The following is a 26,131-nucleotide window of genomic DNA, read 5'->3' as shown; positions in this document are numbered from 1 at the left end:
CAGGCCCCCGGGGTCAGTGCTGTAAAATTGCGCGCGGTCAAGACGGTGCATGATTGACGGTACGAGGGATTGCGGTCGGAATAGTCATGCAATATAGTTGCCGCCTTTTTCACGGGGTACGGATTTCTAGCCCCTCCCATATTGCGCGCAGTATGAATACGGACGCTCTGCCGCCGCCTAATTAAACAGGATTGAGATGGACAAGAAACTGGGGCTTGGTGCCCTCATCTCGCTGGTGATCGGCTCCATGGTCGGTGCCGGAGTCTTCAGTCTGCCGCAAAACATTGCCGCTCATGCCAGTGCCGGGGCCGTCGCGCTGGGATGGGCCATCACCGGTATCGGCATGATCTGCCTCGCGCTGGTGTATCAGAACCTCTCCATGCGTCGCCCGGATCTCGATGGCGGCATCTTCAGCTATGCCAAGGCCGGTTTCGGCGATTTCATCGGCTTCAACGCCGCCTGGGGCTATTGGCTCTGTCAGCTGCTGGCCAACGTCTCCTACGCCATCGTGGTGTTCAGTGCGCTGAGCTACTTCTTCGACACGCCGGACAAGGTCATCTTCGGTGACGGCAACACGCCGGTGGCCATCACCTTGGCGTCCATCCTGATCTGGTCGGTGCACGCTCTGGTGCTGCGCGGCATTCAGGTGGCGGCGCTGGTGAACATAGTCACCACCATCGCCAAGATGGTGCCGCTCATCGTGTTCTGCGTGGCCATCCTGCTCGCCTTCAATATGGAGACCTTCACCCTGGATATCTGGGGTCAGGGCACCCCTGAGCTGGGCTCGGTGATGGATCAGGTCAAGTCCACCATGAAGGTGACGCTCTGGGTCTTCATCGGTATCGAGGGGGCCGTGGTGGTCTCCGCCCGTGCCCGCCACCGCAAGGACGTGGGCCGTGCCACCGTGCTGGCGCTGCTGGGTGCCCTGGCGCTCTACGTGATGGTGACCCTGTTCTCGCTGGGGGTCATGAACCAGCCGCAACTGGCGGCCCTCAAGAACCCCTCCACCGCCATGATCCTGGAAGCCGTGGTCGGCCCCTGGGGCGCCTGGCTCATCAACATCGGCCTGGTGATCTCGGTGATGGGGGCCCTGCTGAGCTGGACCGTGCTGGCGGCGGAAGTGCCCTACATCGCGGGCAAGACCGGCGTATTCCCCGGCTGGTTTGCCAAGGAGAACAAGAACGGCTCGCCGCAGGTGTCGCTCTGGTGCTCCACTTGCCTGGTGCAGACCTTCCTTATCATCATCTACTTCCAGAGCAGCACCTATCTGGCGCTGGTCAACATCGCCACTTCGGCGGCGCTGGTGCCCTACGTCTTCTCCGGTGCCTACGGGCTGAAGCTGGCGCTGAAAGGGGAGACCTACGCAGGTCAACCCCATCAGCGCAAGCGCGACCTGTTCCTGGCGCTGGTGGCCACCGGCTACGGCTGCTGGCTGGTCTATGCCGCCGGGGTCGAGTACCTGCTGCTGGTGGCGCTGCTCTATAGCCCCGGTATCTTCATCTACTGGAAGGCGCGTCAGCACCACGGGCTGCGCGGCCTCAACCGGCTGGAGCAGGGGATGACGGCGGCCCTGCTCGGTTGCGCGGTGCTGGCCTTCTACAAGGTGATGGACGGTACCATTCCCTTGAGTTAACCGGCACAATAAAGAGATGGCCCAAGGGCCATCTCTTTTTTTTTATGTGCAGCGCACTCTTTGCTCGCTGCACCGCCTCGGAAGGAATTTTTATGCTGTTTATGGGTTATCTGCTGCTGGGGGCGTTCGCCGGCATGCTGGCGGGATTGTTCGGCATCGGCGGCGGTCTCATCATAGTGCCCGTGCTGGTGCTGAGCTTTCACGCCCAGGGCGTTGCGCCCGACATCATTACCCATCTGGCACTCGGTACCTCGCTGCCCACCATGATCTTCACCGGCTTCAGCTCGCTGCGTGCCCACCAGGAGGCCGGTGCGGTCGACTGGGTGATGATCCGCCGGCTCGGCGCCGGCATGCTGGTCGGGGCCTGGCTCGGCGGCATGACCGCCAACCTGCTCAGCGCCAGCACCCTCAACATCATCATCGGCTGCTTCGCCTGGACCATGGCGCTGCAGATGGGGCTCAACCTCAAGCCCAAAGCGGAGCGTCATCTGCCGGGGGCGCTCGGCACCGGCATCGCCGGCACTGTCATCGGCTGGATGTCGGCCTTGTTCGGCATCGGTGGCGGCTCGCTGACCGTGCCTTATCTGAGCTGGAACAGCGTGCCGATGCGCAACGCCGTGGCGGCCTCCGCCGCCTGCAGCATGCCCATTGCCCTGGCGGGCAGCCTCAGCTACCTCTACGCCGGCTGGAACCATCCAGACCTGCCAGAGTGGAGCCTGGGGTTCATCTATCTGCCGGCGCTGCTCGGCATCGTGCTCACCAGTACCCAGTTTGCCCGGGTCGGGGCCAAGCTGGCGCACCGGCTCTCTCCCCAGCGGCTCAAGCAGGCGTTCGCCCTGCTGATGCTGCTGGTGGGCGCCAAATTCATGCTGTTTAGCTGAACCCTTGGCCAGATTGTTGAAAAATAAGGCGAACAGCACGGGCGAGGGCAGAAAGCCGTTGCATTGAGAGGCCAGTTTGCCTATTCTCCTCGCCGGTGGTCCTATTGGTCCTCTCGCATTGATAACCCGTCGACCTGGTCAGGACCGGAAGGTAGCAGCCAAGGCGGGGGACTCGAGTGCCGGGATGTGGCTGGTAGGGCCACCACTTGTTTCTGCACTTCAATAAGTTACAGCTAATACCCCCTTCAGACCGCTTGGTAATCCACTTTGTGTGGATGAGCTCGGCGTCTTCATCTCGGATCTCCGACTCTCTGCGGCAAGGTGTCAGGTACGACCGCTAGGTGCCCTGGAGTCTGGCGCAAACTTCCCCTTGATCTTCAGCGCGGTCCCCTTGTGAGCATTTTCCCTTCAGTCACTTTCCGTGGCCTCTATTGCCATTTCATCCTCTTTATCCTCACTACTCTACGACCCTTTTTCGAAAGAGAAGTGCTTGCCGTGCGCCAACGCCCAAGCCAGGAAAGCACCCGGCAATCAGTAACCCCGAGAGCTTATTTGGGGCGTTATGTCGGTTGCAGTGACGCCGTGCCGGCCAGATGGGCCTGCGCCAGTTCATCCATCTCGAGCACATAGTCGCGCTTGTCCGCGAGGCAGGCTATCGCCAGATCGATGAAGTGGCGTACCCGAGCGGGCTGGGCGGCGCGACTGCCATAGTAGAGAAACAGGCCGTGCATCTGGGTCATGTGCTCGAGCAGCAGGGGCACCAGGCGGCCGGCGCGGATATGCGCCGCTGCCGTCGGCCCAGCCAGCTGGCCGATGACGTCACCAGCCAGCACGGCCCCGAGCTCCACCATCTCGTCGTTGGTGGAGAGTGCCGGGCGTACCGGATGTTCCTGCAGTTCGTCCCCTATCTTGACATGCCAGGGCACCAGGCGACCGTTGCCCGCGTGGCGAAAGGCACTGCAGCGGTGCAGGCCGAGATCATGCAGGGTGAGGGGGACGCCATATTTGCGCAGATAAGCTGGGGCGGCGCAGATGATGAGCTGCATGGGGAACAGGCGGCGCGCGATCAGCCCCTCCTGGGGAGAGATGCCGATACGCAGTCCCACATCGACCCGCTCCTCCACCCAGTTGCCGACCCTGTCATCGAGCTGGATATCCGGTTGCACATCGGGATAGCGCCGGCAGTACTCCTCCAGCACCGGCCCTATGATGGTCTGCACCACGGAGCGCGGGCCCACGATCCGCAGCGGACCGGCGAACTCCTCACGGGTCTGGCGCGCTGCCGTCAGGGCTTGCTGCAGGCCGAGCAGGGCAGGCTGCGACGCCTCCAGAAACCGCTGACCCTCTTCGGTCAGCGACATGCTGCGGGTGGTGCGATGAAACAGGCGCACCCCCAGATACGCTTCCAGCTGGCCGAGCGCCTTGCTGGCGGCCTGAGGGGAGATCTGCTGGGCCTCGGCCGCCTTGCTGAGACTGCCAAGCTCGGCCGTATGGACGAAGGTGGTGATGGATCGCAATTCGTTGATCATGGTCTTGCTCATGGATTTACATCATTTGGTTGTAACTGATTCCGCTATTTACCGTCTAGTTCGATGTTTATCCCATCTCTATAGTTCGTCCATCCAAGGTGCCAGCCTTTAACGCTTGTCTCCCCTCGGTTGGGTTGAGACAAGAGGCTGAGCATCCATGGTTATCAGGGCAGTTTCGGCTGCATTGTGAGAACAGGAGCAAACATGCAAACACGTCAATTGGGTAACAGCGGGCTGACGGTGTCCGCCATCGGTCTGGGTTGCATGGGCTTGAGCTTTGGCTATGGCCCCGCGACCGACAAGGCAGAGGCGATCGCCCTGATCCGGCGTGCCCATGAGCTCGGGGTCACCTTCTTCGATACCGCCGAGGCCTATGGCCCTGGCGACAACGAGTTGTTGCTGGGGGAGGCGCTGGCCCCGTTTCGCGACAAGGTGGTGATCGCCACCAAGTTCGGCTTCAAAAATGGCAAGGTGCCTGATGGGCTGGACAGCCGGCCGGAGAATATCCGCGCCGTGGCGGAAGCATCGCTGCGCCGCCTCAACACCGACGTCATCGATCTCTTCTACCAGCACCGCGTCGATCCCGATGTGCCGATGGAAGAGGTGGCCGGCACCGTACAGGATCTGATCCGCGAGGGGAAAGTGCGTCACTTCGGCCTGTCCGAGGCCGGCGTCGATTCCATCCGCCGTGCCCACAAGGTGCAACCGGTAGCGGCGCTGCAGAGCGAATACTCCCTCTGGTGGCGTGAGCCGGAGCAGGGGATCCTGCCGCTGCTCGACGAACTGGGGATAGGTTTTGTGCCGTTCAGCCCGCTCGGCAAGGGCTTTCTGACGGGGGCCATCAAGGCTGATACCCGGTTCGAGGCGAACGATTTTCGCAGCATAGTGCCGCGCTTTGCCGAAGGCGCCCGCGCAGCCAACCTGCGCCTGGTGGAGGTGCTGGGGGATTTGGCTGCCAGCAAGGGGGTGACGCCGGCCCAGGTAGCGCTCGCCTGGCTGCTGGCCCAGCGGCCCTGGATCGTGCCCATTCCGGGCACCACCAAGCTGCACCGGCTGGAAGAGAACCTGGGGGCGGCTGCCATCAGGCTCGGCAGCCGCGAGCTGGCCGACATTGACGCCGCCGTGGCAGGCATCGAGCTGGAAGGGGGGCGCTACCCGGCGCACCTGGGAAAACTGGTGGGGCGCTGAGGCGCCCTGCTGGAAAGCGAGTCGGCCACTGCCGCGTGTCGAGACGCTGGCTCGCGTCGCCCCGGTTCGCCGGGGCCGTTCTGTTGTTATGACTCACAGGTGCCGTGATGGCCGGTCTCATCTCGTCTGTAGTGCAATCGGGGTTGCCCGAACACCAGGATTCCGCTCTGTATCGGGCGGGCCGGTTTCACAATCTGGTGGCGGGATTGAGCGGCGTTGCCATCTTGAAGGTACGGCGGTCAGCGCCTTCTTCTCGCACCGCGATCCGGCCATGGTGGAGTGGCTGACCCAGCGCAGGCTCGACGTCTGATCTGGGCAATGAGCCATCGAGTCGGGCTATGTGCTGGCTGACGGCGAACCGCCGATCGCATCAAGCCGCTTGCCGCAGCTGACGTCCATGGCCCCGGGTCTGTACACCTGGTTGCCCAACTGACGTTGTCTAGCCGTGTTGCACGCGCTCGGGAGCATCCTCGGGCGGTGGCAGAGCGCCGTCGGGGGCACGTTGCTGGTCACGACCAGTCTGTACGGTACGATTGCGGCCCCGTCGCTTGGCTTCATAAAGTGCCTGGTCGGCCTGCTTCAGGACGACGTTGAGATCGTCATGGCTGCCGGGCCAATGGGCGACCCCGAGCGAGATGGTGATGTGGCCGGCGCCGGGCATGGGTTGCGCAGCGACCCGCTGGCGCAGCCGCTCGGCGATCTCGAAGGCGAGAGGGAGCGACAGGCCGGGCAGCAAGATCAGAAACTCTTCACCGCCGCTGCGGCACACGGCATCAGCCTGCCTGGCACCTTGCTGCATCAGGGTGGCGAGGGTGGCCAGCACCTGATCCCCGACATCATGGCCGAAACCGTCGTTGATCTGCTTGAAATGGTCGATATCCAGCGCAATCACGGCGAGGGGTTGATCCAGTGTCTGATAACTGTCGAGCACCTGCTGCATGCCCCGGCGGTTGAACAGGCCGGTCATGGCGTCGGTATGGCTGTCATTGTGCAACTGGGTGATCCGGGTATTGAGCAGCCCCAGCCCCTTGAGCATGGCCTGCTTGAGCTGCGCCGCCTCGAAGTACCAGGCCCGGATCCTGGCGAGGTTCTTGAGCGATTCTTGCTGATCCATCAGCTTGGCCTTGTGGGCCAGTTGCCACAGCGGCCTGGAGATGAAGATGGCGGAAATCCAGATGAACAGCAGGATCAGCAGGTTGATGGGAATGATCTTGAGCAGCACCCGCATCATCTGCTGATCCAGCCCGGTCAGGGTGGCGGCACGGGGGCGCTGCGCCACCACTCCCCAGTGGGTCTGCCGGATGGGGGCAAAGCCGGCCAGCATCTCGGTGCCCGTCTCGTCGGTCAGCTCGAGCGCCCCCTCTTCGCCGTTCAACACCAGGTCGACCACCCCGTTGTCACGGATTTTTTCACCGACCCTGGCACGGTCCGGATGATAGATGCGGGTTCTGTTGCGATCGACCACATAGAGGGAGGATCCATCCTGGTAGTAGTGCTGGCCCAGCATGCCGGAGAGCAAATTGGGTGACTGGAGATAGATGGTGCCTGCCACATAGCCGAGATAGTTCTTCTCCTTGTCGAAGATGGGACTGGAGAGGCTGATGAGATAGTTGCCGGAGAGGGAAATAAACGGATCCGTGATCACCGGCCGCCGGGTCGTGATGGCGGCTCTGGAACCGGCGGAGGTGAGCTTGGCACCCTTGATCTTGAGGGTATCCGGGTAGACGCTCATCACCACGGCATCGGCATTGACCACGGCCACCGAGTTGAAGGTCGCGGTCTGCTGTTGCAAGCGCCGGACTTCGCCCAGCAGGACGACATCATCGGCCATGGCAGGGGCGAGCAGGGTGGCGCTGTAGGCCAGCTGGCTCTGGCTGGACTGGATCATGGTATTGGTCATGTCGGCCAGCTTGGCGGCGTAGACGCGGTTGGCATCCAGGGTATTGGAGATCAACAGCTCCCGCTGCGCCTCGTAGGTGGCATAAAAACTGTTGCTCAGGGTCGCCATGACGCCGACGACGGCCAGCGCCAGGATCAGACGACGCAGATCAATTTTCAATAACCGGTGAAGCAGCATGGCAGTGTGGCGTCCGCGATGGGGGTGAGTGGTCGTAAAGTGATTGATTCTAATGGAGCCAACTGCCGAAAAGCTATCACTATCCAGCCTCCTGGTTCACCATAATGGCTTGATCGACAAAGGGATGTCCGCGCTATCACCAAGCGGCCGCCTGCCAGACGGGATGACAGAGGCGCCGCGCAGGCTCATGGCTGCTCTGGATAAGACCCCGCTTGCAGCGCGGGAGCAGGCTCACTCAACTCGGCGACAATCTGCCAGAAGGCGTCGATGAGCGGGCCCTTGCTGTGGGGCGGGCGGATCAGGCCAATAATCCAGCTCGCCTCGGTATCACGCAGCGGCAGGGTCAGCACATCCGGGTGCTCTATGGTGGTGGAGGAGGGCACCAGGGTCCAGGCGATGTCGGCGGCGGCGGTGGCGACGCCGGCGGCGAAGTCGTTGACGTACTGGATATCGCGAAAGCGCAGCCCGCTCTGGGCCAGATAGTTCATCAGGTGATCATAAAACGAGGGGGCCTTGTCCCGGCGCAAGATAGCCAGCGGCTTGTCCACCAGATCCGCCAGTTCGCTCACGCCGGCGTAGCTGGCCGGCAGCACGGCGACAAAGTGCGCCCGCACCACCGGCAGACAGTGCCACCCCTTGGGAGCGGGCAGGCGGCAAAAACCCAGATCCAGCTTGCCCTCGCTCAAGGCCAGCAACTGGTGGTGAGTGGAGAGATCGTTGAGCTCTATGGTGACCTGCGGGCGTTCGGTGCGAAAACGGGCGATGGCGGCGGGCACCAGGATCTTGGTGGCAACGCCAAAGCCGATGCGCAGGGTGCCGCTGTTGCCCGCCAGCACGTCACGGGCGGTGCGACCGAGTTGCTCGCTGGCCGCCACCAAGGCGCTGGCATCCTGGTAAAGGGCCCGCCCCAGCACGGTGAGGCGGGTACTGCTGGCATTGCGCTCGAACAGCTCGCCGCCCAGCTCCTCTTCCAGTCTCCGTATTTGTTTGCTCAGGGCCGACTGGGTGACGTGCTGGCGAACTGCTGCCTGACCGAAGTGCAGCACCTCCCCCAAAGTGACGAAGGCTTTCAGATCCCGTAACTCCATGCCGGCTCCCATGATTCCTATTTGGAATGTTGAATGGTTTGATTTGTCATTGGACGGAATTTTATAACTGTTCGATGCTTATGCCAATTCCATTGGGCGCCGCCAGCCGGCGCGATAGAGGTGGCCGGTGCCACCGCCGCAGAAGGAGCAACCCAGATGCATCACCACAAGTTCAACGACTTCCCCGCCGATTTTCTGTGGGGCGCCGCCTCCGCCGCCTACCAGGTGGAAGGGGCCTGGAACGCCGATGGCAAGGGCCCCTCGGTGTGGGATCTGTTCACCAAGTTGCCGGGCAAGACCTTTGAGGGCAGCAACGGCGACGTGGCGGTGGATCACTACCACCGCATGGAGGAGGACGTGGCGCTGATGGCGGAAATGGGGCTCAAGGCCTACCGCTTCTCGGTGAGCTGGCCGCGCATCTATCCCACCGGCCGCGGCGAGGTGAACGAGGCGGGGCTGGCCTTCTACGAGAAACTCATCGACACCCTGCTGGCGCACCAGATAGAGCCGGTGCTCACCCTCTATCACTGGGATCTGCCCCAGGCGCTGCAGGATGAGTACGGCGGCTGGGAAGACCGACGCATCATCGAGGATTTCGAGTGCTACTGCGTGACCCTGTATCAGCGCTTTGCCGGCAAGGTGAAGTACTGGGTGTCGCTCAACGAGCAGAACTACAACCTGACCAACGCCTATCAGCTCGGCACGCACCCGCCCGCAGTGCAGGACCGCAAGCGCTTCTTTGCCGCCAACCACATCGCGTTCCTGGCCAACGCCCGGGTCATCAAGGCGTTCCGCCAGCACGTGCCGGGGGGGCTGATCGGCCCAAGCTTTGCCTATTCGCCTGCCTATCCGGCGTCGTGCGATCCCAAAGACATGCTGGCGTTTGAAAACGCCGAGGAGTTCACCAACCTCTGGTGGCTGGATGCCTACTGCTTTGGCCGCTATCCGCAGGCGGCGCTCGCCTACCTGCGGGAAACCGGCGAGGCGCCGGATATCCTGCCGGGCGATCTCGAGCTGCTGCGGGAAGGGACACCCGACTACATCGGGGTCAACTACTACTACACCCTGACCTTCACCGACAATCCGCTCGGCGGCCAGACCCTGCAGCGCATCAACACCACGGGGCAAAAGGGCACCACCCCTTCGAGCGGCATTCCCGGCCTCTACAAGACGGCCCCCAACCCGCACCTTGAGACCAGCAACTGGGACTGGGCCATCGACCCGACCGGGATGCGCATCGCCCTGCGCCGGCTCTCTTCCCGCTACGGTCTGCCACTGATGATCACCGAGAACGGCCTCGGCGAGTTCGACAAGCTGGCAGCGGGAGATCGGGTGCACGACGACTACCGCATCGACTATCTGCGCAGCCACGTCAAGGCGTGCCAGGAGGCGCTGCAGGATGGGGTGGAACTGCTTGGCTATTGCGCCTGGTCGTTCACCGACATCCTGAGCTGGCTCAACGGTTACCAGAAGCGCTACGGCTTCGTCTTTGTGGAGCGTGACGAGCAGGGCGGCTCCCTGCGCCGGCTCAAGAAGGACAGCTTCTACTGGTACCAGACGGTGATAAGCTCGGGCGGCAAAACGCTCTAAGCAAATCGAGCAGCAGTACTTTGACAGGCTCCGCCCACCGGCGGGGCCTGTTATTTTTGGTGGAAACGAGACGGTGAGGTGAAAGAGGGGGTGATCCGCAATGGGATGTGAGGTCAGTGATAGCTGGCGTCCACGGTCTCTTCCGTGTTGTGGGCAAGATGGGTCATGGCATAGATGAAGAATTCGGCTGGGGAGAGCGGCTTGGAGTAGTAGTAGCCCTGGATCTCGTCCACCCCGATATGGGCCAGTTGCTGCAGTTCATACAGGCTCTCGACCCCCTCGGCCACCACTACCAGCCCCAGCTGATGGGATAGCTTGGTGATGGACTCGACGAACATGAATTGCCGTGGGTCGGTCTCGATGTTGCTGACGAAGGACTTGTCAATCTTGAGCTTGTCAAAGTTCAGGGACATCAGATAGGAGAAGGAGGACCAGCCGGTGCCGAAATCATCCAGCGCGATGCGCACGTGGATCTGTTTGAGCTCCTTGAAGATGCGCTGGCTGAGCGGCAGATCGTCGAGTGCGATGGTTTCGGTCAGCTCCAGAATGAGTTGTTCGGCGCGCAGCGGGCTCTGTTGCAGCATCTCGTTGACCTGGTGGAACAGAGCCGGGGTGAACATGGAGTTGGAGAGGTTGATGGCCAGCTCCAGCTTGTCCACGAAGCTGGCCGGCAGCTGCGACATGTCGTGGTTGACCCGGCTGAAGATCCATTTGCCGAGCAGCTCGCCGAGGCCGTTCTCCTCTGCCATGGCGATGATGTCCAGCGGGTTGATGAAGCCGTATTCGGGGTGATGCCAGCGGATCAGCACCTCGGCGCCCATGTTGTAGGCATTGCCCGGTTTTATCACCGGCTGATAGTGCAGATAGAGGGTGCTGTTGGAGATGACATTCAAATGTTCACGCAGCTCGGCGGCCAGTTTCCGGTTGCGACTGTAGTGCTCGAACATCCGGTGGTTGAACACCTGCAGGTGGTTCTCCTTGAGTTTTTTGGCATTGGCGAGGGCAATGTCGGCGAACAGGATCAGCTCCTCGATCTTGTGGGCCGTGATGGGGTGCTGGCTTATTCCCATGCTGACGCGCACCCGATGCGCCGGATCGGCCTGAAAGACGGTGGGCCTCAATTCAGCCAGCAGCCGGACAAGGTAGGGAACACGGTGCTCGATGGGCATGGCGCCATAGATGAAGAGGGCAAATTCATCGCCGCCCATGCGGGCGATGAAGGCCTGGTCATGGGCATACTCTCTGATCTGGTTGGCCACCATGGTGAGCAGTTCATCCCCGGCGGCATAGCCCAGGCTGTCGTTGACCTCCTTGAAATTGTTCAACTCGACCAGGCAGATGGTCAGGGTACAATCGGCGGGCTGCTTGCCCTTGGCCAGCCGCTCCAGCCGGGTCATGAAGGCGGCCCGGTTGGGCAGCAGGGTCAGCGGGTCGTTCCAGGCCAGGAAGTATTGCAGCTTCATCTCCCGGGAGACCACGAACAGGATGAGCAGGCCGATGGCCAGCAGGACGACCAGCACCAGTACGTGTCCCTCCTTGGACTGCTGCAGCTCCTGGCGTTGTTTGATGGCGGAGGGGCCGGTGAAGTTCATCACCATCAGATCCCGGATGGCGGGCAGCAGCTTGTTCAGCCTGCCTTCCATCTCGGCCAGCCGGGCTGAATCGGGGGTGGGGTTGACCACGTCCTGCTCATACTCCTTGAGCACCTCAAAGAAGGCACCGACTCTCTCGCTGGCCTGGTAGCGGGAACGAATAAGCGCGGTCTCCTGCCCGGTCAAGAAGATGTCCAGCCGGTTCCAGGCGATGTCATAGGCCTTGTTCAACTGCCCGGCATCGGTCTGACCGCTGCGATAGAGCGACAGCTGCTCGTCAAAACCGTGCAGCTCCAGCTCCAGCTGGGCCAGAGACCAGGCGGAGAGCTGGTTGTATTTGACCATGTCATTGAAGGTGCGATCGTAATTGAAGAGTGACCAGATGGTCACCCCCAGAAAGGAGACCATGATAAAGGCAAGGGAGAGGAACTTGCCCTTGATCATCATTACATCCCTTCAAGCTTGAGCACTTGCCACACCATCAGGCTGTGATATTGCTCGATATTGAGCTCGGGGTGGTCCGACAGGGGGTAGATGACCCAGACTGGGCCCTTGTTGCGCAGGGTCAGTGCCTTGCCATCTTCCTCGATGGCCAGCAGCACAGGGTATTTCTCGACATCTTCTCGCGGAATCACCGCAAAGTAGTCGTTCTGGGCCATCACTTTTATCTTGTCGGCAGTGACGCCGAGGGTATCGAGCAGCGTCTTGAGCAAGACGCCGCGATAGACATGGGAACCCTGGGTCCAGGGGGTGGTGGTGGTGACGCTGGCTTGCGGCAGCGCCTGCAGCTGGGCGCGGCTGTACTCCATCTTGCCGGCGTTGTTGCAGCAACCCTTGGCGGCGACGCTGAGGATGACTTCATCGGCACTGTTGGCCTGGCCGCTGAAGAGTAAAGACAAGAGGTAAAACAGGGGTAAGGTTAGCGCTTTCATGGTGGGTTCCTTATGGGAAACTCATTGATATCCAGCCTGTTGCGACCGTTTCGCTCTAACCATAGACCATTTCCGAATGACTATGACCCCTGGGTTCCCGGCATTTGGCGACGCTCTGGAGCGACGACATTGTTCGCACAACGGGCACGCATATTGCCCGATTGATCCAACTCATCTTTTTATCAATTAGTGCGGATTCAGAGAGCGCCGCGCCCGTCGAGACCCTGTTTCCTGATTTAGATTCAATGTGTTAACTCGGCCCCAGACACGGGATGTTTCACGTTGGCAGATGTGGATGCGCATCATGAACAGCAACACCCCTCATACCCGCAGCGGTGAGCACGTTTCCCAGCAGGTTGATCTGCGCCAGGTGGTATACGCCTTGTCGGCGTCGCTGGATCTGGTCGGCATCGGCGATGTGGCGCACGGCAAGCGGGTCGGCATCATGGCCGCCGAGTGCGGCAAGGCGCTGGGAGCAAACGCCAGCGAGCGAGCCTGCCTGTTCGAGCTGGGGGTGCTGCACGACATCGGCGTCTCCTCCACCTTCATCCACAGCCATCTGGTCAGCGAGTTTGACTGGGAGTCCTCCCAGCGCCACTGCGAGGTCGGTCATGACCTGCTCAAGGACTTTCCGCCGCTGGCGCCCCTGGCCGAACCCATCCGGTATCACCACACCCACTGGCACCGGTTGGTACAAACCCCTGGACTGGCGGCGGGCGTGATGCGCCAGGCCAATATCATTTTCCTGGTGGACCGGGTGGATGCCCTGGCGGCACCTCATTACGGTGACGGCTCTCTGTTGATACACACCCACTAGATCCGGCAACGGATCGAGGCGTGTGCCGGCGAGTTTTTCGATCCCGAGCTGGTGGCGGCCTTCCTCTTGGCGTCCCGCTCGGAGGCGTTCTGGCTGCAACTGGAGGGGCGTGCCATCAGCGACTACATGCACGACATGCTGAGCGAGCGGGAACCCTGTCTCACCAGCAACGGCGAGCTCAAGCAGCTGGCGCGGATCTTTTCGGCCATCGTCGATGCCAAGAGTCCCTTCACCGTGGCCCACTCCCTCGGCGTGGCCAGACTGGCCCGGCTGCTGGCCGAGCTGATGGGCATTGAAGAGGGGCACTGCGAGCAGCTGGAGATTGCCGGGTTGCTGCACGATCTTGGCAAGCTGCGGGTGCCTGACGAGATCCTCGACAAGGCGGGGTCACTTGATGAGCGGGAGCGGGCCATCATCAATACCCACAGTTTCGAGACCTACCAGATCCTGCGCCATATCGACGGCTTCGAGGCGATCGCCCTGTGGGCCTCCTATCACCATGAAGAGCCCAATGGCTGCGGTTACCCTTTCCACCTGACCGCCGAAGCGATGCCGCTGGAGGCGAGGATCCTGCGGGTGGCCGACATCTTCCAGGCCATGGTGCAGAACCGACCCTACCGGGAGGGGTTGAGCGCCGGGCAGGCGCTCGGCTTTTTGCAGCAACTGGCCAGCCAGCGCCGGGTCGATGTGGAAGTGGTTGCGACCCTGGCCGCCCATCTGCCGCAAGCGCTGTGTGCCGCCTGCGGGCAGGTGCCTGACGTCAGCTCAAGTCACTGACGGGCTGCCGCTGTTGGCAGCGCGCATCCTCTGCGGGGACAGGTCTAGAGGAACATGCCGCCCGAGGCTTCGATGCGCTGGGCATTGATCCAGCGGCTGTCAGGGGAGAGCAGGGCGGCAATCACGCCACCGATGTCTTCCGGCTGGCCCACCCGTCCCAGGGCGGTCTGACTGGCGATGAAGTCGTTGACGGCCTGATTGTCCCGCACCACACCCCCGCCAAAGTCGGTTTCGATGGCCCCCGGCGCCACCACGTTGACGGCGATGCCGCGCGGCCCCAGCTCCTTGGCCAGATAGCGGGTCAGCACTTCGACACCCCCCTTCATGGCCGCATAGGCGGCATAACCGGGCAGCGCAAAGCGGGTGAGCCCGCTCGACAGGTTGAGGATGCGCCCGCCATCGCGGAGAAGCGGCAGCAACTGTTGCGTCAGAAAAAACACCCCCTTCAGGTGAATGTTGAACAGGGTATCGAACTGCTGTTCGGTGGTCTGCTCTATGGTGGCGTGAATGCCGATGCCGGCGTTGTTGACCAGAAAATCGATCTGCTGGCGCTGCCATGCGCCCAGCTGCTCCTGTACCTGGCGGGCGAAGGCGGCAAAGCTGCTGCTGTCGGCCACATCGAGGGGCAAGGCGTGGGCCTTGACACCGAGTGCGGTCGCCTCGGCCACCACGGCCGCCGCTTCATCGGCCTGACTGCGATAGGTGATGATGAGATCGACGCCGCGAGCGGCGAGGGCCAGCGCCGCCTATTTGCCAAGGCCGCGGCTGGCGCCAGTGATGAGTGCGATGGGGTGGGTCATGTGAGGACTCCTGTCTGTGGGTAATGCGCTCGGGATGAGCCGATGTGATCACTCTATTGTCCGTTGTTGATTGGATAAATAAGGTGATAATGAATGCACTGTTCCAATTGGCGAGACAATAGCGGCATGGATCAACTGGATGCGATGAGGATGTTTGTGCGGGTGGCGGAGCTGGAGAGCTTTACCCGCAGTGCCGAACAGCTAGGAGTCCCCAAGGCGACGCTCTCGGCGACCATTCGGCGGCTGGAGGAGCAGATGGGCACCCGCTTGCTGCAGCGCACCACGCGGCGGGTGCAGCTGACCCCGGATGGCAAGCTCTGTTACGCCCGCTGCCAGGATCTGCTGGCGGACATGGAGGAGTTCAACGCGCTGTTTCGCCAGCAGGGGCAGCTGAGCGGCCAGCTGCGGGTGGACATGCCGAGCCGGATGGCCCGCCATCTGGTGATCCCGGCGCTGCCCGCCTGGCTTGCGGCCCACCCCGACCTGCAACTGCTGCTGAGCAGCACGGACCGGCGGGTCGATCTGGTGCGGGAGGGCTTTGACTGCGTGATCCGGGTCGGGGCACTCGAGCCCTCCAGCTTGGTGGCGCGCCCCCTCGGCCACTACCGCCAAATCAACTGTGCCAGTGCTGCCTACCTGGCCCGCCATGGGACACCGGGCAACCTGAGCGAGCTGAGTGGCCATCGGCTGGTGCACTACGGTGGCGGCAGCGGACCCAGGGAGAGCGGTTTCGAGTATCTGCAGGCGGATGGCTCTCGCGCCGTGCTGGCGATGAGCGGGGCACTCACGGTGAACGACAGCGAATCCTATCTGGCGGCGGCGCTGGCCGGGCTTGGCATCATCCAGCTGCCGCAGGTCGGGGTGGAGCCACTGCTGGCCAGCGGAGAGCTGGTGGCCATCCTGCCAAAGTGGCAGCCGCCCCCGCTGCCCATTCATGCCCTCTATGCCCATCGCCGTCAGCTGGCCACCCGGGTGCAGGCGTTCATCCTGTGGTTGAGCGGCATTCTGGCGTCGGCACTGGAGCCTGACAAACTGCGCGATGGCGTGCAGCACAGCATCGGGAGCGACGTGGCCGATTGACTCGTTGACGTTCCGCTCATCGGCGGCCGGCACTGCGGGCCTCTCTATGGTTGCCATCGACAATCCCGGTTTGGCGCAAGGGGCGGGCTTGGGCATAATGGCGCCCCATGTTGGCCGCCCCTTTGCTGCGCGGCCAGACCCAGCAACAGTGCAGAGGAGATGAGATGAAATTTATCGGAGCCCACGTCAGTGCGGCCGGCGGGGTGGAGAATACCATCGCCCGCGCCCAGGCCATCGGCGCCAATGCCTTCGCCCTGTTTACCAAGAACCAGCGCCAGTGGCAGGCGGCGCCGCTCTCCGAGACCAGCATCCGCGCCTTCAAGCTGGCCTGCGAGAAGGGGGGCTTTCGCCCCGAGCAGATCCTGCCCCACGACAGCTACCTCATCAATCTGGGTCATCCCGACCCCGATGGCCTCGCCAAGTCCCGTGACGCCTTTCTGGACGAAATGAAGCGCTGCGAACAGCTGGGGCTCTGCTACCTCAATTTTCATCCGGGCAGCCACCTGAAGCAGATCCCGGAGGCGGCCAGCCTCAAGCTGGTGAGCGAATCCATCAACTGGGCGCTGGAGCGCAGCCAGGGAGTGACGGCGGTGATCGAAAACACCGCCGGCCAGGGCACCAACCTCGGCTGGTCGTTCGAGCATCTGGCCACCATCATCGACGGGGTGGAGGACAAGAGCCGGGTCGGCATCTGCTTTGACACCTGTCACGCCTTTGCTGCCGGTTATGACCTGCGCACCGCAGACGCTTGCGCCGCCGTCTTTGCCGAGTTCGAACAGACGGTGGGCTTCAACTATCTGAAGGGGATGCACATCAACGGCGCCAAGTGCACCTTCGGCAGCCGGGTCGATCGCCACCACAGCCTGCGCGAGGGGAACCTGGGGGAGGCGGTGTTCCATCACATCATGAATGACCATCGCTTCGACGGCATTCCGCTGATCCTGGAGACCATCGACGAGTCCATCTGGGGTGACGAGATCCGCTGGTTGCGCAGCCTGGCGAAGGCATGATGACCGACCGGCAGACAGCATAAGGAAACAGGGATGCAACAGAGATCAAGCGACCAGCCGCTGCGCTGGGGGATTGCCGGCGCGGGGGCCATTGCCCGCCGTTTTTGTCAGGATGTGAACGGGCACGCCAGTGGCAGCCGGGTGGTGGCGATCGCCGCCCGTGATCAAGCGCGGGCGCAGGCCTTTGCCGACGAACAGGGGCTGCCCCACGCCCATGGCAGCTATCAGGCGCTGGCGGCCAGTTCCCAGGTGGAGGCTGTCTATGTGGCGGTGATCCACCCGGAGCACGCCGCCCTGATCGAACTCATGTTGCTGGCGGGCAAGCACGTGCTGGTGGAAAAACCGGCGGTGACCCGGGTGGCGGACTGGGATCGGCTGGTGCGGCTCGCCGCCGAGCGAGGCCTGCTGCTGATGGAGGCGATGAAGGTGATGTGCTTCCCCGCCATGCGCGAATTGCTGGGACGGCTTGCAGCCCTGCCTGCCCCCGACAGGCTGCGGGCCGCCTTTGGCTCGGTGCAGGCGCGGGACGGCAAGCTGTTCGACCCGGCGTTGGCCGGCGGCGCCGCCTGGGATGTGGGGGTCTATCCGCTCTGGCTCTATGCCGCCCTCTGTCACCAGCTCGGGCTGGCGGCGGGTGAGCCCGAGGTCACGCTGTCTCGTCAGGCGGGCGAGGTGGACGAAGCCGCCCGCTTTGAGTTTGCCGGCCCGCTCAAGGCCGAACTGGCCGCCTCCATCGTCGCGGAGCTCGACAAGTCGGCCTGGCTGTCCGGGCCCGGCTGGGCGCTGGAGCTGGTGGGCAAGTGGTGGAATCCCCAGCAGATAGCCTGGCGTGGTGGCGACCCCCTGCCAGCCTGGCCGCACGACATCGCGCAGCCGGTCGGGGGCGGCGGCATGCAGCACGAGGCGGATCACTTTGCCGCCTGCGTCAGAGAAGGATTGAGCGACTCGCCCTGGGTGCCGCAGGCGCTGAGCAGACAAGTGCTGGGCTGGGTCGAGCGGGGATTGCAGCCCGCGAAACGCTGAGTCACAAGGCTGAATGACAAAGAGGGAGAGCCTGGGCTCTCCCTCTTCTATTGCTGCCGATATCCTGGTGGCAAAGGCAATGCCGGGCAATAGGCTGCCCGATCATCCCATTGGCTCAGGTGCTGCTGGTCTGGCTGGGCAACACATCCTCCTGGGCGCGGCAAAATTGCAGAAAGCGGCGCAGGGTGGCGGAGTGATACTTCTGCCGGTGCCAGATGAGGGAGAGCTGACGGGGGAAGCGACGGGTCAGGGGCAGGGCCACCAGACGGCCGGCCTGCAGCCGATCCGACACCGCCAGGTGGGAGATGAAGGAGATGCCAAGCCCCTTCTCGACCGCCAGCATCACCGCCTCCAGGGTGTTGAGTTCGAGCCCCGCCTGCCAGCGCGGCAGTTCGGGCTGGATCTGCTGCTCGAACTGCTCGCGGCTGCCGGACTGGGGCTCGCGCAGCACCCAGGTCTCGTCGCTCAGCTGGGCGAGGGAGAGACGGCTGCGGCCGGCGAGGGGGTGAGCGGGCTGGGCCACGATCAGCATCTCGTCGTGGAGCCAGGGCTCGCTGACCAGATCCGGGTGATGGTTCTCCCCCTCGATCAGCGCCAGATCCAGCTCGAAGTTGGCCAGCAGGTGGCAGAGTTGGTGGGTATTGGTGATGGTGACGCGGGGCGGCTGTCCCAGCTCCTGCTTGCTGGTGGCGAGCAGGGCCGGCAGCAGGTAGTTGCCGATGGTCTGGCTGGCGCCCAGACGCAGCTGGCCGCTCGGTTCGGCATCCGGGCTGAACAGGGTCTCGATGTCCTGCATCCGGGTCAGCAGCTCCTCGGCCGCCGGTTGCAGCAGGCGCCCCTCGTTGTTGAGCTGCAATCTGGGGTGAATGCGATCGAACAGCGGGGTGGCGAGCTGGCGCTCCAGCTCCTGCAACGACTGGGAGACGGCACCCTTGCTCAGGCACAGTTCATTGGCGGCCAGCCCCAGATTGCCGTAACGGGCGATGGTGGCAAAGACCTTGAGTTGTTGCAGGGTCAGCTTCATGTTTGGATATTCTGAACGATTGATTTAATTCATTTAGATATCGTAAACGATACGGGGCCATTATCCTATGCCCATCGTCTCTCATCAGAGGTTTCAGACATGATCGCAAGAACCCGTCAATCCTTAGGCAAAGCCCCGACTCCCATGGCAGGGCTGGCGCTCGGGATCGCCAGTCTCGGTTGGTGCTGGGAAAATGCCGGTCACTTCGATGGCCGCCTGCAGTTGCTGGGGGCAGCCATTGCCGCCGTGCTGCTGGTGATCCTGACCTTCAAGTTTCTGCTGCACCCGCGCCTGCTGTGGCAGGATCTGGCCCACCCCGTGGTTGGCAGCGTGGTGCCCACCTATGCCATGGGCACCATGGTGGTTTCCAAGGCGGTCGGCATGCTCGACGCCGGTCTGGGGGAAGGGCTCTGGCTGTTTGCCGTGCTGCTGCACCTGGCGTTCCTGGCCACTTTCGTCTGGCATCGGGCCAAACAGTTTGAAATCCACCACATGGTGCCGAGCTGGTTCGTGCCGCCGGTGGGGATCATAGTCGCGGACGTCGCCTTCCCGGGCGGCCAGTTTGCGGCGCTGGCCAACGGCCTGCTCTGGTTCGGCATGCTCTGCTATGGCCTGATGCTGCCGCTGATGCTCTATCGCCTCATCTTCAGCCATGAAGTGCCGGATGCCGCCAAGCCGACCATCGCCATCCTGGCGGCCCCCGCCAGCCTGTCACTGGCCGGTTACCTGACCGTGAGCGAGGACCCCTCCTTGCTGCTGGTGGCCGTGCTGCTGGGGATTGCGGTGCTGATGACCGGCATCATCTATCTGGCCTTCATCAAGCTGCTGCGTCTGCCGTTCTCACCGGGCTACGCCGCCTTCACCTTCCCGCTGGTGATCGGTGCCACCGCCCTGTTCAAGGTGAGCCACCTGGTCGAGCAGTGGCCCCAGGCTGCCGAGTATGTCGAGCAGATCCGGCTGCTGGCCCACTTCGAACTGGGCGCCGCCACCCTGATCGTCGGTTATGTGGCCCTGCGTTACCTGATGTTCTTCCTGCCGCTCGACGGCAGCGACGAGGTGGCGCACGGCATGGTTCGTCGCTAAGAAGAAGACGGCGAGAGCCGGGATACGGGGCGTTGATGAGCAGCCTTGCGACAGACAGGGGCCATCAACCGGATAATGACCAAGCGCTTCACCCTCGGGTGAAGCGCTTTTTGTACCGGTTCTGGCAGCGAAAGGTGCCATTCATGCCCGTTGGCGCCCCGTTTTTTGCGCCAGCGCCCAGCCTGGGGGGACAATGATGAATTTCACTGGTATTACCTGTCAGGACGAATACAATGCAGCTCCATTTTCTTAGTTTGATCCCCATCCATGTCTTCCCATGATCCCGTGTTTGACACCCGCTTCGAGGCCAGATTCCTGCATCCACGCTATTGGCTGAGCTGGCTGGCGCTTGGCGTACTGATGCTGCTGGCCTTCGTGCCGGTCCGTCTGCGCGACCGTCTCGCCGCCGCCCTGGCACCGCTGGTGTTCCGTATCTCGAAAAAGCAGATCTATATCGCCAGAACCAACCTGGCACTCTGTTTTCCGCAAAAGAGCGAGGCCGAACGCGACGCCATCCTGATGACCTCGATCCGGGTCGGTCTCAAGAGTCTGCTCGGCTTTGGCGAGTTCTCCGTACGCAGCCCCGCCTATCTGATGAGCCGGATGCAGGTCAGCGGCTGGGAACATATCGAGGCGGAGCAGGCCGCCGGCCGACCGGTGATCCTGGTGGTGCCCCACAGCTGGCCGGTAGATGCGGCCGGGTACTACTTCACCCGGCGCGGGGTACCCATGTGCACCATGATGAAGCGGGCGCGCAACCCGGTCTTTGACTGGCACCTCAATCGGGCCCGCGCCCGCAACGGTTGCCGGGTTTATGAGCGCAGTGCCGGCATCAAGGCGGTGATCCGTACCATCAAGGGCGGTCGCAGCTTCTTCTATCTGCCGGATCAGGATCATGGCCGCGAGAAGAGCATCTTTGCCCCCTTCTTCGGGCACCCCAAGGCGACGCTGCCGGCGTTGCCACGGCTGGTGCAGGTGAGCGGCGCCAAGGCGGTACCGCTGCTGGCCTGTTATGACGAGGCCAAGCACTGCTACCGGCTGGAGATCGACGCGCCGTTTGACAACTATCCCACCGAGGACGTGATGGCCGACACCTGCCGGATGAACGACATGGTGCAGCAGCAGCTCTGCCGCGACCCAGGTCAGTACATGTGGTTCCTCAAGATCTTCGATACCCGCGAGGATCAGGTTGGCCTGGATGGCCGCTACGAGGCGGGGATCCAGCGCATCCGCAGTGGCTTGCAACCGCTGCCCTGAGGCGGCACCCTTTATGTCATATGGCCCTGCGGGGCCATTTTTGTTGGCGATGGTGACCCGCCATGAGGGAAGGGCTTCCTTGTCTGCCAGCCCGATGGCCGGGGGGCCTGGCCGCCAAAGTGGAAAAATCTGTCAGGATAATTAAAATAACCGTTTATTTTCTATGACTTGATGGCGGCCATGTCCTCACACGATCCGGTTTTTGACACCTCATTTCATCCCCGTCTGCTGCATCCGCGCTGGTGGGGCAGCTGGCTGGCGCTCGGTCTGCTCTGTCTGCTGGCGCTGGTGCCCCATGGCCTGCGCGACCGGCTCGCCAATCGTCTGGCGCCTACTCTGCTGCGAATTTCAAAGAAGCAGGCCTACATTGCCGAGACCAACCTCAAGATCTGTTTTCCCGAGCTGGACGAGGCTGGCCGTCAGGCCCTGCTGCTCAAATCGATCCGGGTCGGTCTCAAGACCTTCATGGGCTTTGCCGAGCTGACCCTGCGCAGCGCCGCTCATCTGGCCAGCCGCGTCAAGGTGCGTGGCTGGGAGCATATCGAGGCAGAGCAGGCCGCCGGCCGGCCGGTGATCCTGGTGGTGCCCCACACCTGGGCGGTGGACATGATCGGCCGCTACTTCGCCATTCGGGGGCTGACCATGTGCACCATGATGAAGAGCCCGAAGGATCAGGTGTTTGACTGGTACATCAACCGCGAGCGGGCCAAGGGCGGCAAGGTATATGAGCGCAGCGTCGGCATCAAGCCGGCCATCAAGGCGATCCGCAGCGGCGCCAGCTTCTTCTACCTGCCGGATCAGGATCACGGCCGCGAGGCCAGCATCTTCGTGCCTTTCTTCGGCCATCCCAAGGCGACCCTGCCGGCCTTGCCCAAACTGGTGAAACTGACCGGCGCCAGGGCGGTGCCCATTCTCGCCTGTTATGACGAGGAGGAGGGCTGCTACCGGCTGGAGATCGAGCCGCCTTTCGACCCCTATCCCGGTGCGGATCTGGTGGCCGATGTCTGTGCCATGAACGCCATGGTGGAGCAGCAGCTGCGCCAGCATCCCGAACAGTACATGTGGTTTCTCAAGATCTTCGAGACCATGGAGCACCAGCAAGGATCGGATGGGTTCTACGAAGAGGGCATTAAGCGGATCCGTGGCGATCTTCCTCCCAGGGAGTGAGGCCGGCCGACCCGGCGGCGCGGGTTATCGCACCGGGATCACCGCGGTTGCCGGCACGTCGGGCGCCGTCAGGAAACAGGGATAGGCAAGTGGCCCGGGAGGGGCTATCTTCTGATGCGCAAATAGGGTAAAAGGGCGGCCATGAAAATTCCAAATCGAATCCAACCTCTGGTTGATGACGGCCTGGTCGATGACGTCATCAGCCGGCTGATGAGCGGCAAAGAGGCCGACGTCTATGTGGTGCGCTGCGGCGACGAGATCCGCTGCGCCAAAGTCTATAAAGAGGCGTCCAAGCGCAGCTTCAAGCAGGCTGTGGTCTATCAGGAAGGGCGCAAGGTGCGCGGCAGTCGCGATGCCCGCGCCATGGAGAAAGGCTCCAAATACGGTCGCAAGCAGCACGAAGAGGTGTGGCAAAACACCGAAGTGGATGCCCTGTTCAAGCTGGCGGCGGCCGGGGTGCGGGTGCCCAGGCCCTATGTCTGCCTCGATGGCGTGCTGCTGATGGAGCTCATCACCGACGAAGAGGGCAATGTCGCTCCCCGTCTCAACGACGTGGCGCTCTCTGCCGAGCAGGCGGTCATCGACCATTCCAAGGTGATCCGTTATGTGGTGCGCATGCTCTGCGCCGGCCTCATCCACGGCGATCTCTCCGAGTTCAACGTGCTGGTGGATGAACAGGGCCCGGTCATCATCGACCTGCCCCAGGTGGTGGATGCCGCCGCCAACAACCAGGCCAAAGCCATGCTGGAGCGAGACGTCAACAACATGCGCAACTACTACGGCATGTATGCCCCAGAGCTGCTCAAGACCCGCTACGCCCGGGAGATGTGGGCCCTGTATGAAGATGGCAAGCTGACCCCCGACAGCGAGCTGACCGGCATGTTCGAGGAGAGCCGCGAGCAGGTGGATCTCGACTCCGTGCTGCACGAGATTGAGAGCGCCCAGGAGGAGGCGTTGGCCCGTCAGGCCAGGATGAAGGCCGAAGAGGAAGACAGCTACTGATCTTGCTGGTGGTTGTGACCAGCGAACAAAGAGCGCCTGAGGCGCTCTTTTTTATTGTCTACCGCTCGGTCCTGGCCCCTTGGCCGGGGCCAGCCGGTAAAACCGGATCCAGCAGCGATCGCCGGCATGATAGCGGCGATCCAGCCATTGCCCGCCGGCGGCGGCAATGACCTTGAGCGAGGCCGGATTTGCCTCGTCACAGCTGATGAGCACGGGTTCCCTCAGCACATGGCGCTGCAGCCAGCCGAGCAGGGTGCGGGCGACGCCTTCACCCCGGCGGGTGGGACGGGTCTCGTAACCGATGTGGCCGAGCCACTGGCGGGTGGCGGGGTTGTCGCCGTGACGCAGGCGCAAGGTGGCGAGGATCTCTTCCCCTTCGAGGGCAAAATAGGTGGTGGTGGGTGGGTAGCCCAGTGGCAGATGCAGCCCATCGGCATGGGCGAGCAACTCCTGCAGCCACTGATCCGGGTCGAATTGCGCCACCTGATAGAGCGGCAACCCGGCGGCGCCACATTCGGCCACGTAGCGGCGGTAGGCGGGGGCGTCGGTCGGCCGAGCGGCCCGGCACTCGATGGGGGGTTGCATCAGGTCTGGGTGGCCAGGGGCCACAGCGGCCTGGGCTCGCTGTGGTGCGGCTCCTGGATGCAGGCGCGCTGGCGGCCAGCCTGTTTGGCGGCATAGAGTGCCCGATCCGCGCGCGGATAGGCCTGCTCGAAGCTCTCGCCCTGCAGCAGCGAAGTCAGCCCGATGCTGAGGCTGATGGGGCCGCCGGCCAGCAGCCGGGTGGCGTCTGCGACCCGCTGCTGCAGGGTCTGGCAGCAGGCCGGCAGCGTCTGCGATGTCTCCATCACCAGCAGCGCCAGCTCGTCGCCGCCAAGGCGCCCGGCCAGCCCCGCCGGCGGCAGGCTCTCCCGGATCACCCGGCCCACCGCCCGCAACATGGCGTCGCCGGCGGGGTGACCGTGGCGGTCGTTGATCTGCTTGAAGTTGTCCAGGTCGATCAGCAGCAGCTGCCAGGGGCGGGCGCTGCGACAGGCGCGCGTCGCCAGCTGCTGCTCGAAATGGTGGCGGCTGTCCAGCCCGGTCAGGGTATCCAGGTTGGCGCGTCGCTCCAGCTCGTGCTGGGTGGCAAGCAGCGCCTGCTGCTGGCGAGTGTGCACCAGGCTCAGCAAAATGAAGCTGCGGGCAATGGTAAAGAGCAGGCTGAGCAGGATCACCGGGCCGAGCAGGGGATCGGTCAGGCTGGAGGCGGCCGACTCCGGCCACCACTGATGCTTGGCCATCCTGACCAGTTGCAGGGCCAGTTGCAGGGCGAGCAGCAGGATGGCGAAGCGCAACACCCGGTAGGCGGGCGCCAGCCGCTGATAGCGCCAGAGCTGCCACAGCAGCAGGCATATCTGCAGTGAGATGGCCCCGGAGAGCACCACGATCCGGCTGTGTATGTCATCCGGTGGCAGCTGCGCGGCGGTAACGGCAAACAGCAGGAAGCCGGCGAGGGCGAGGAGCGGGCAGAGCCAGCCAAAACGGTCGGCCTCGCGCCGAAAGAAATGGCGCAGCCCCCGCTCATAGAGCAGCGGGGTGGCGATGAGCAGCAGGTTGGTGAGCAGGATATTGGCAAGGGAGCTATCCCCCGTGAGGGTTCGCAGCAGCAGGCAGCCAAAGGCGGCGGCGATGGCCAGTTCGCTGGCCGACCAGTAGAGCAGGGAGCGCAGCGGTCGCTGGGTATGCCACAGGTAGGCGAAGATGGCCGCGACCCCGATATGCGACAGGCTGACGAACAGCACCAGACTCAGCAACTGGGCCGAGGAAAACAGACTCTGCATCAAGGGTTTGGGCTCTTCCTGCCGGGAACGGCGCAGCGACCTCAGGGCCGGGTGACTGGGCCGGATCACAGCATGAATTGCGCCGCTGAGCAATGGTTTAAGTGATCCGGGCACGATCGCGGCAACAACCGCCACAAGAGGGCTGCTGACTCGATTAATCAGGGGCGGGGCATGACGCCGGGGCGTTTATGCTTATCTCATGCTGAGGTCACGACCGGCAGCCGCATGACGGTGGCCTCCCGGCCGAGGTGGGCCAGCAGGCGGCGCACGTCGTCGAGGCGGATAAGCAGGGTGGCGGTATTGACCAGCGGGTGGCACTGCACCCGCTCGGCCTGCCAGATCGTTTCATCCACCACCAGTTCTACCGCTTTTTCCCTGTCGCGCACCATGGCGAGCAGGGTGACCGCACCCGGGATGAGGCCAAGCACGGATTCCAGCCGCTCCGGCGAGCCAAAGCTCAGCCGCTTGACCCCAAGGGCGGCAGCCAGTGCCTTGAGATCGACCCGGCTCTCTTCCGGGGTCACCACCAGAAACAGTCGCTCGCTCTTCGGGTCGCGCAAAAAGAGGTTCTTGGTCTTGGCGGCGGGCAGCTTGGGCAGCAGCCGGCTGGCCTCCTCGCAGGTGAAGACGGGGGGGTGATCGATGCGTTGATAGGGAATGGCCAGCTGATCCAGCAGAGAGTAAAGCGCCACCATGACCTCCTGATGTCGGGTGAAGAGTGGGGTGTTGGATGAATGGCATGGCGCATAAAGCTGCCA

Annotated in this window: 21 protein-coding genes, 1 other RNA gene and 1 pseudogene; 13 read left to right on the top strand and 10 right to left on the bottom strand. The window is 63.1% G+C overall.

What is annotated here, in order from left to right; genetic code table 11:
• The first annotated feature begins 196 nt into the window (after window positions 1–196).
• From arcD to ffs, 3 genes are all read left to right on the top strand, one after another.
• On the top strand, window positions 197–1,633 hold the full coding sequence (arcD, locus tag R2E40_RS12255; protein ID WP_011705952.1) for an arginine-ornithine antiporter: 1,437 nt from the start codon (window positions 197–199) through the stop codon (window positions 1,631–1,633).
• Window positions 1,634–1,725: 92 nt separating this feature from the next.
• Window positions 1,726–2,514 carry a sulfite exporter TauE/SafE family protein gene (locus R2E40_RS12250; RefSeq protein WP_029300700.1) on the top strand — a complete coding sequence of 263 codons (789 nt, stop codon included), beginning with the start codon at window positions 1,726–1,728 and terminating at the stop codon, window positions 2,512–2,514.
• Window positions 2,515–2,616: 102 nt separating this feature from the next.
• Window positions 2,617–2,713, top strand: an RNA gene (ffs, locus tag R2E40_RS12245) — signal recognition particle sRNA small type.
• Between the two features lie 361 nt (window positions 2,714–3,074).
• Here ffs and R2E40_RS12240 read toward each other — a convergent pair.
• Window positions 3,075–4,055, bottom strand: coding sequence for a LysR family transcriptional regulator (locus R2E40_RS12240; protein WP_318163464.1), 981 nt, complete (start codon window positions 4,053–4,055; stop codon window positions 3,075–3,077).
• Window positions 4,056–4,247: 192 nt separating this feature from the next.
• Between R2E40_RS12240 and R2E40_RS12235 the strand changes: the two genes are divergently transcribed.
• Complete coding sequence (locus R2E40_RS12235) at window positions 4,248–5,231, top strand: aldo/keto reductase (RefSeq protein ID WP_318163463.1); 984 nt, start codon at window positions 4,248–4,250, stop codon at window positions 5,229–5,231.
• 439 nt (window positions 5,232–5,670) lie between these two features.
• Here R2E40_RS12235 and R2E40_RS12230 read toward each other — a convergent pair whose 3' ends face one another.
• The gene (locus R2E40_RS12230) at window positions 5,671–7,290 is read right to left on the bottom strand and encodes a GGDEF domain-containing protein (protein ID WP_318163462.1); all 1,620 of its coding nucleotides are present in this window, start codon (window positions 7,288–7,290) and stop codon (window positions 5,671–5,673) included.
• Window positions 7,291–7,493: 203 nt separating this feature from the next.
• Window positions 7,494–8,396 carry a LysR family transcriptional regulator gene (locus tag R2E40_RS12225; RefSeq protein ID WP_318163461.1) on the bottom strand — a complete coding sequence of 301 codons (903 nt, stop codon included), beginning with the start codon at window positions 8,394–8,396 and terminating at the stop codon, window positions 7,494–7,496.
• Between the two features lie 156 nt (window positions 8,397–8,552).
• Here R2E40_RS12225 and R2E40_RS12220 point away from each other — a divergent pair, with 156 nt between their 5' ends.
• Window positions 8,553–9,986 (top strand): glycoside hydrolase family 1 protein, encoded by a 1,434-nt coding sequence (locus R2E40_RS12220; protein WP_318163460.1) that lies wholly within the window; start codon window positions 8,553–8,555, stop codon window positions 9,984–9,986.
• Window positions 9,987–10,099: 113 nt separating this feature from the next.
• Here the strand turns inward: R2E40_RS12220 and R2E40_RS12215 are convergent, their stop codons facing one another.
• Window positions 10,100–12,025 (bottom strand): bifunctional diguanylate cyclase/phosphodiesterase, encoded by a 1,926-nt coding sequence (locus R2E40_RS12215; RefSeq protein WP_318163459.1) that lies wholly within the window; start codon window positions 12,023–12,025, stop codon window positions 10,100–10,102.
• Window positions 12,025–12,510, bottom strand: coding sequence for a molybdopterin-dependent oxidoreductase (locus R2E40_RS12210; RefSeq protein ID WP_318163458.1), 486 nt, complete (start codon window positions 12,508–12,510; stop codon window positions 12,025–12,027). The genes R2E40_RS12215 and R2E40_RS12210 overlap by 1 nt, the downstream gene beginning before the upstream one ends.
• A 289-nt stretch (window positions 12,511–12,799) precedes the next feature.
• On the opposite strand from R2E40_RS12210, the pseudogene R2E40_RS12205 reads away from it, so the two are divergent.
• Window positions 12,800–14,104: pseudogene (locus R2E40_RS12205) on the top strand (HD-GYP domain-containing protein).
• Between the two features lie 44 nt (window positions 14,105–14,148).
• Here R2E40_RS12205 and R2E40_RS12200 read toward each other — a convergent pair.
• The gene (locus R2E40_RS12200) at window positions 14,149–14,844 is read right to left on the bottom strand and encodes an SDR family NAD(P)-dependent oxidoreductase (protein ID WP_318165556.1); all 696 of its coding nucleotides are present in this window, start codon (window positions 14,842–14,844) and stop codon (window positions 14,149–14,151) included.
• A 186-nt stretch (window positions 14,845–15,030) separates the two neighbouring features.
• Between R2E40_RS12200 and R2E40_RS12195 the strand changes: the two genes are divergently transcribed.
• The 3 genes from R2E40_RS12195 (at window position 15,031) to R2E40_RS12185 (ending at window position 18,017) form a co-directional block, all read left to right on the top strand.
• A complete protein-coding gene (locus R2E40_RS12195) occupies window positions 15,031–15,984 on the top strand; it encodes a LysR family transcriptional regulator (RefSeq protein ID WP_318165555.1) in 954 nt (317 codons plus the stop codon).
• A gap of 164 nt (window positions 15,985–16,148) precedes the next feature.
• A complete protein-coding gene (nfo, locus tag R2E40_RS12190; protein ID WP_318163457.1) occupies window positions 16,149–16,994 on the top strand; it encodes a deoxyribonuclease IV in 846 nt (281 codons plus the stop codon).
• A 33-nt stretch (window positions 16,995–17,027) separates the two neighbouring features.
• Complete coding sequence (locus R2E40_RS12185) at window positions 17,028–18,017, top strand: Gfo/Idh/MocA family oxidoreductase (RefSeq protein WP_318163456.1); 990 nt, start codon at window positions 17,028–17,030, stop codon at window positions 18,015–18,017.
• 115 nt (window positions 18,018–18,132) lie between these two features.
• Here R2E40_RS12185 and R2E40_RS12180 read toward each other — a convergent pair whose 3' ends face one another.
• On the bottom strand, window positions 18,133–19,041 hold the full coding sequence (locus R2E40_RS12180) for a LysR substrate-binding domain-containing protein (protein WP_113995305.1): 909 nt from the start codon (window positions 19,039–19,041) through the stop codon (window positions 18,133–18,135).
• A 99-nt stretch (window positions 19,042–19,140) separates the two neighbouring features.
• On the opposite strand from R2E40_RS12180, the gene R2E40_RS12175 reads away from it, so the two are divergent.
• The 4 genes from R2E40_RS12175 to R2E40_RS12160 all read left to right on the top strand — a co-directional run bounded on the left by R2E40_RS12175 (window position 19,141) and on the right by R2E40_RS12160 (window position 23,550).
• Complete coding sequence (locus R2E40_RS12175) at window positions 19,141–20,124, top strand: TDT family transporter (RefSeq protein WP_318163455.1); 984 nt, start codon at window positions 19,141–19,143, stop codon at window positions 20,122–20,124.
• Window positions 20,125–20,391: 267 nt separating this feature from the next.
• Window positions 20,392–21,381 (top strand): lauroyl-Kdo(2)-lipid IV(A) myristoyltransferase, encoded by a 990-nt coding sequence (gene lpxM / locus R2E40_RS12170; protein WP_011705968.1) that lies wholly within the window; start codon window positions 20,392–20,394, stop codon window positions 21,379–21,381.
• Between the two features lie 171 nt (window positions 21,382–21,552).
• Window positions 21,553–22,548 carry a lauroyl-Kdo(2)-lipid IV(A) myristoyltransferase gene (locus tag R2E40_RS12165; protein ID WP_318163454.1) on the top strand — a complete coding sequence of 332 codons (996 nt, stop codon included), beginning with the start codon at window positions 21,553–21,555 and terminating at the stop codon, window positions 22,546–22,548.
• A 141-nt stretch (window positions 22,549–22,689) separates the two neighbouring features.
• Window positions 22,690–23,550, top strand: a complete 861-nt coding sequence (locus tag R2E40_RS12160; RefSeq protein WP_318163453.1) for a PA4780 family RIO1-like protein kinase — start codon at window positions 22,690–22,692, stop codon at window positions 23,548–23,550.
• Between the two features lie 51 nt (window positions 23,551–23,601).
• On the opposite strand, the gene R2E40_RS12155 is transcribed toward R2E40_RS12160, so the two are convergent.
• The 3 genes from R2E40_RS12155 to R2E40_RS12145 all read right to left on the bottom strand — a co-directional run bounded on the left by R2E40_RS12155 (window position 23,602) and on the right by R2E40_RS12145 (window position 26,068).
• Window positions 23,602–24,135, bottom strand: coding sequence for a GNAT family N-acetyltransferase (locus R2E40_RS12155; RefSeq protein WP_318163452.1), 534 nt, complete (start codon window positions 24,133–24,135; stop codon window positions 23,602–23,604).
• Window positions 24,135–25,373: a GGDEF domain-containing protein gene (locus R2E40_RS12150; RefSeq protein WP_318163451.1), complete on the bottom strand. Its 1,239-nt coding sequence runs from the start codon at window positions 25,371–25,373 to the stop codon at window positions 24,135–24,137. The genes R2E40_RS12155 and R2E40_RS12150 overlap by 1 nt, the downstream gene beginning before the upstream one ends.
• Window positions 25,374–25,570: 197 nt before the next feature.
• The gene (locus tag R2E40_RS12145; protein WP_318163450.1) at window positions 25,571–26,068 is read right to left on the bottom strand and encodes a prolyl-tRNA synthetase associated domain-containing protein; all 498 of its coding nucleotides are present in this window, start codon (window positions 26,066–26,068) and stop codon (window positions 25,571–25,573) included.
• Window positions 26,069–26,131 lie beyond the last annotated feature (63 nt).

The organism is Aeromonas sp. CD (genome assembly GCF_033349375.1).
Taxonomy (GTDB): domain Bacteria; phylum Pseudomonadota; class Gammaproteobacteria; order Enterobacterales; family Aeromonadaceae; genus Aeromonas; species Aeromonas hydrophila.
The sequence above is the reverse complement of the archived record's forward strand: the minus strand, read 5'-3'. Positions and strand labels throughout refer to the sequence as shown.

Excerpts from the sequence above, each read along its gene's own strand:
- arcD (WP_011705952.1), top strand. The coding sequence starts at position 197 with ATGGACAAGAAACTGGGGCTTGGTGCCCTCATCTCGCTGGTGATCGGC.
- R2E40_RS12250 (WP_029300700.1), top strand. The coding sequence starts at position 1,726 with ATGCTGTTTATGGGTTATCTGCTGCTGGGGGCGTTCGCCGGCATGCTG.
- R2E40_RS12240 (WP_318163464.1), bottom strand. The coding sequence starts at position 4,055 with ATGAGCAAGACCATGATCAACGAATTGCGATCCATCACCACCTTCGTC.
- R2E40_RS12235 (WP_318163463.1), top strand. The coding sequence starts at position 4,248 with ATGCAAACACGTCAATTGGGTAACAGCGGGCTGACGGTGTCCGCCATC.
- R2E40_RS12225 (WP_318163461.1), bottom strand. The coding sequence starts at position 8,396 with ATGGAGTTACGGGATCTGAAAGCCTTCGTCACTTTGGGGGAGGTGCTG.
- R2E40_RS12220 (WP_318163460.1), top strand. The coding sequence starts at position 8,553 with ATGCATCACCACAAGTTCAACGACTTCCCCGCCGATTTTCTGTGGGGC.
- R2E40_RS12215 (WP_318163459.1), bottom strand. The coding sequence starts at position 12,025 with ATGATGATCAAGGGCAAGTTCCTCTCCCTTGCCTTTATCATGGTCTCC.
- R2E40_RS12210 (WP_318163458.1), bottom strand. The coding sequence starts at position 12,510 with ATGAAAGCGCTAACCTTACCCCTGTTTTACCTCTTGTCTTTACTCTTC.
- R2E40_RS12195 (WP_318165555.1), top strand. The coding sequence starts at position 15,031 with ATGGATCAACTGGATGCGATGAGGATGTTTGTGCGGGTGGCGGAGCTG.
- nfo (WP_318163457.1), top strand. The coding sequence starts at position 16,149 with ATGAAATTTATCGGAGCCCACGTCAGTGCGGCCGGCGGGGTGGAGAAT.
- R2E40_RS12185 (WP_318163456.1), top strand. The coding sequence starts at position 17,028 with ATGCAACAGAGATCAAGCGACCAGCCGCTGCGCTGGGGGATTGCCGGC.
- R2E40_RS12180 (WP_113995305.1), bottom strand. The coding sequence starts at position 19,041 with ATGAAGCTGACCCTGCAACAACTCAAGGTCTTTGCCACCATCGCCCGT.
- R2E40_RS12175 (WP_318163455.1), top strand. The coding sequence starts at position 19,141 with ATGATCGCAAGAACCCGTCAATCCTTAGGCAAAGCCCCGACTCCCATG.
- lpxM (WP_011705968.1), top strand. The coding sequence starts at position 20,392 with ATGTCTTCCCATGATCCCGTGTTTGACACCCGCTTCGAGGCCAGATTC.
- R2E40_RS12165 (WP_318163454.1), top strand. The coding sequence starts at position 21,553 with ATGGCGGCCATGTCCTCACACGATCCGGTTTTTGACACCTCATTTCAT.
- R2E40_RS12160 (WP_318163453.1), top strand. The coding sequence starts at position 22,690 with ATGAAAATTCCAAATCGAATCCAACCTCTGGTTGATGACGGCCTGGTC.
- R2E40_RS12155 (WP_318163452.1), bottom strand. The coding sequence starts at position 24,135 with ATGCAACCCCCCATCGAGTGCCGGGCCGCTCGGCCGACCGACGCCCCC.
- R2E40_RS12150 (WP_318163451.1), bottom strand. The coding sequence starts at position 25,373 with ATGCAGAGTCTGTTTTCCTCGGCCCAGTTGCTGAGTCTGGTGCTGTTC.
- R2E40_RS12145 (WP_318163450.1), bottom strand. The coding sequence starts at position 26,068 with ATGGTGGCGCTTTACTCTCTGCTGGATCAGCTGGCCATTCCCTATCAA.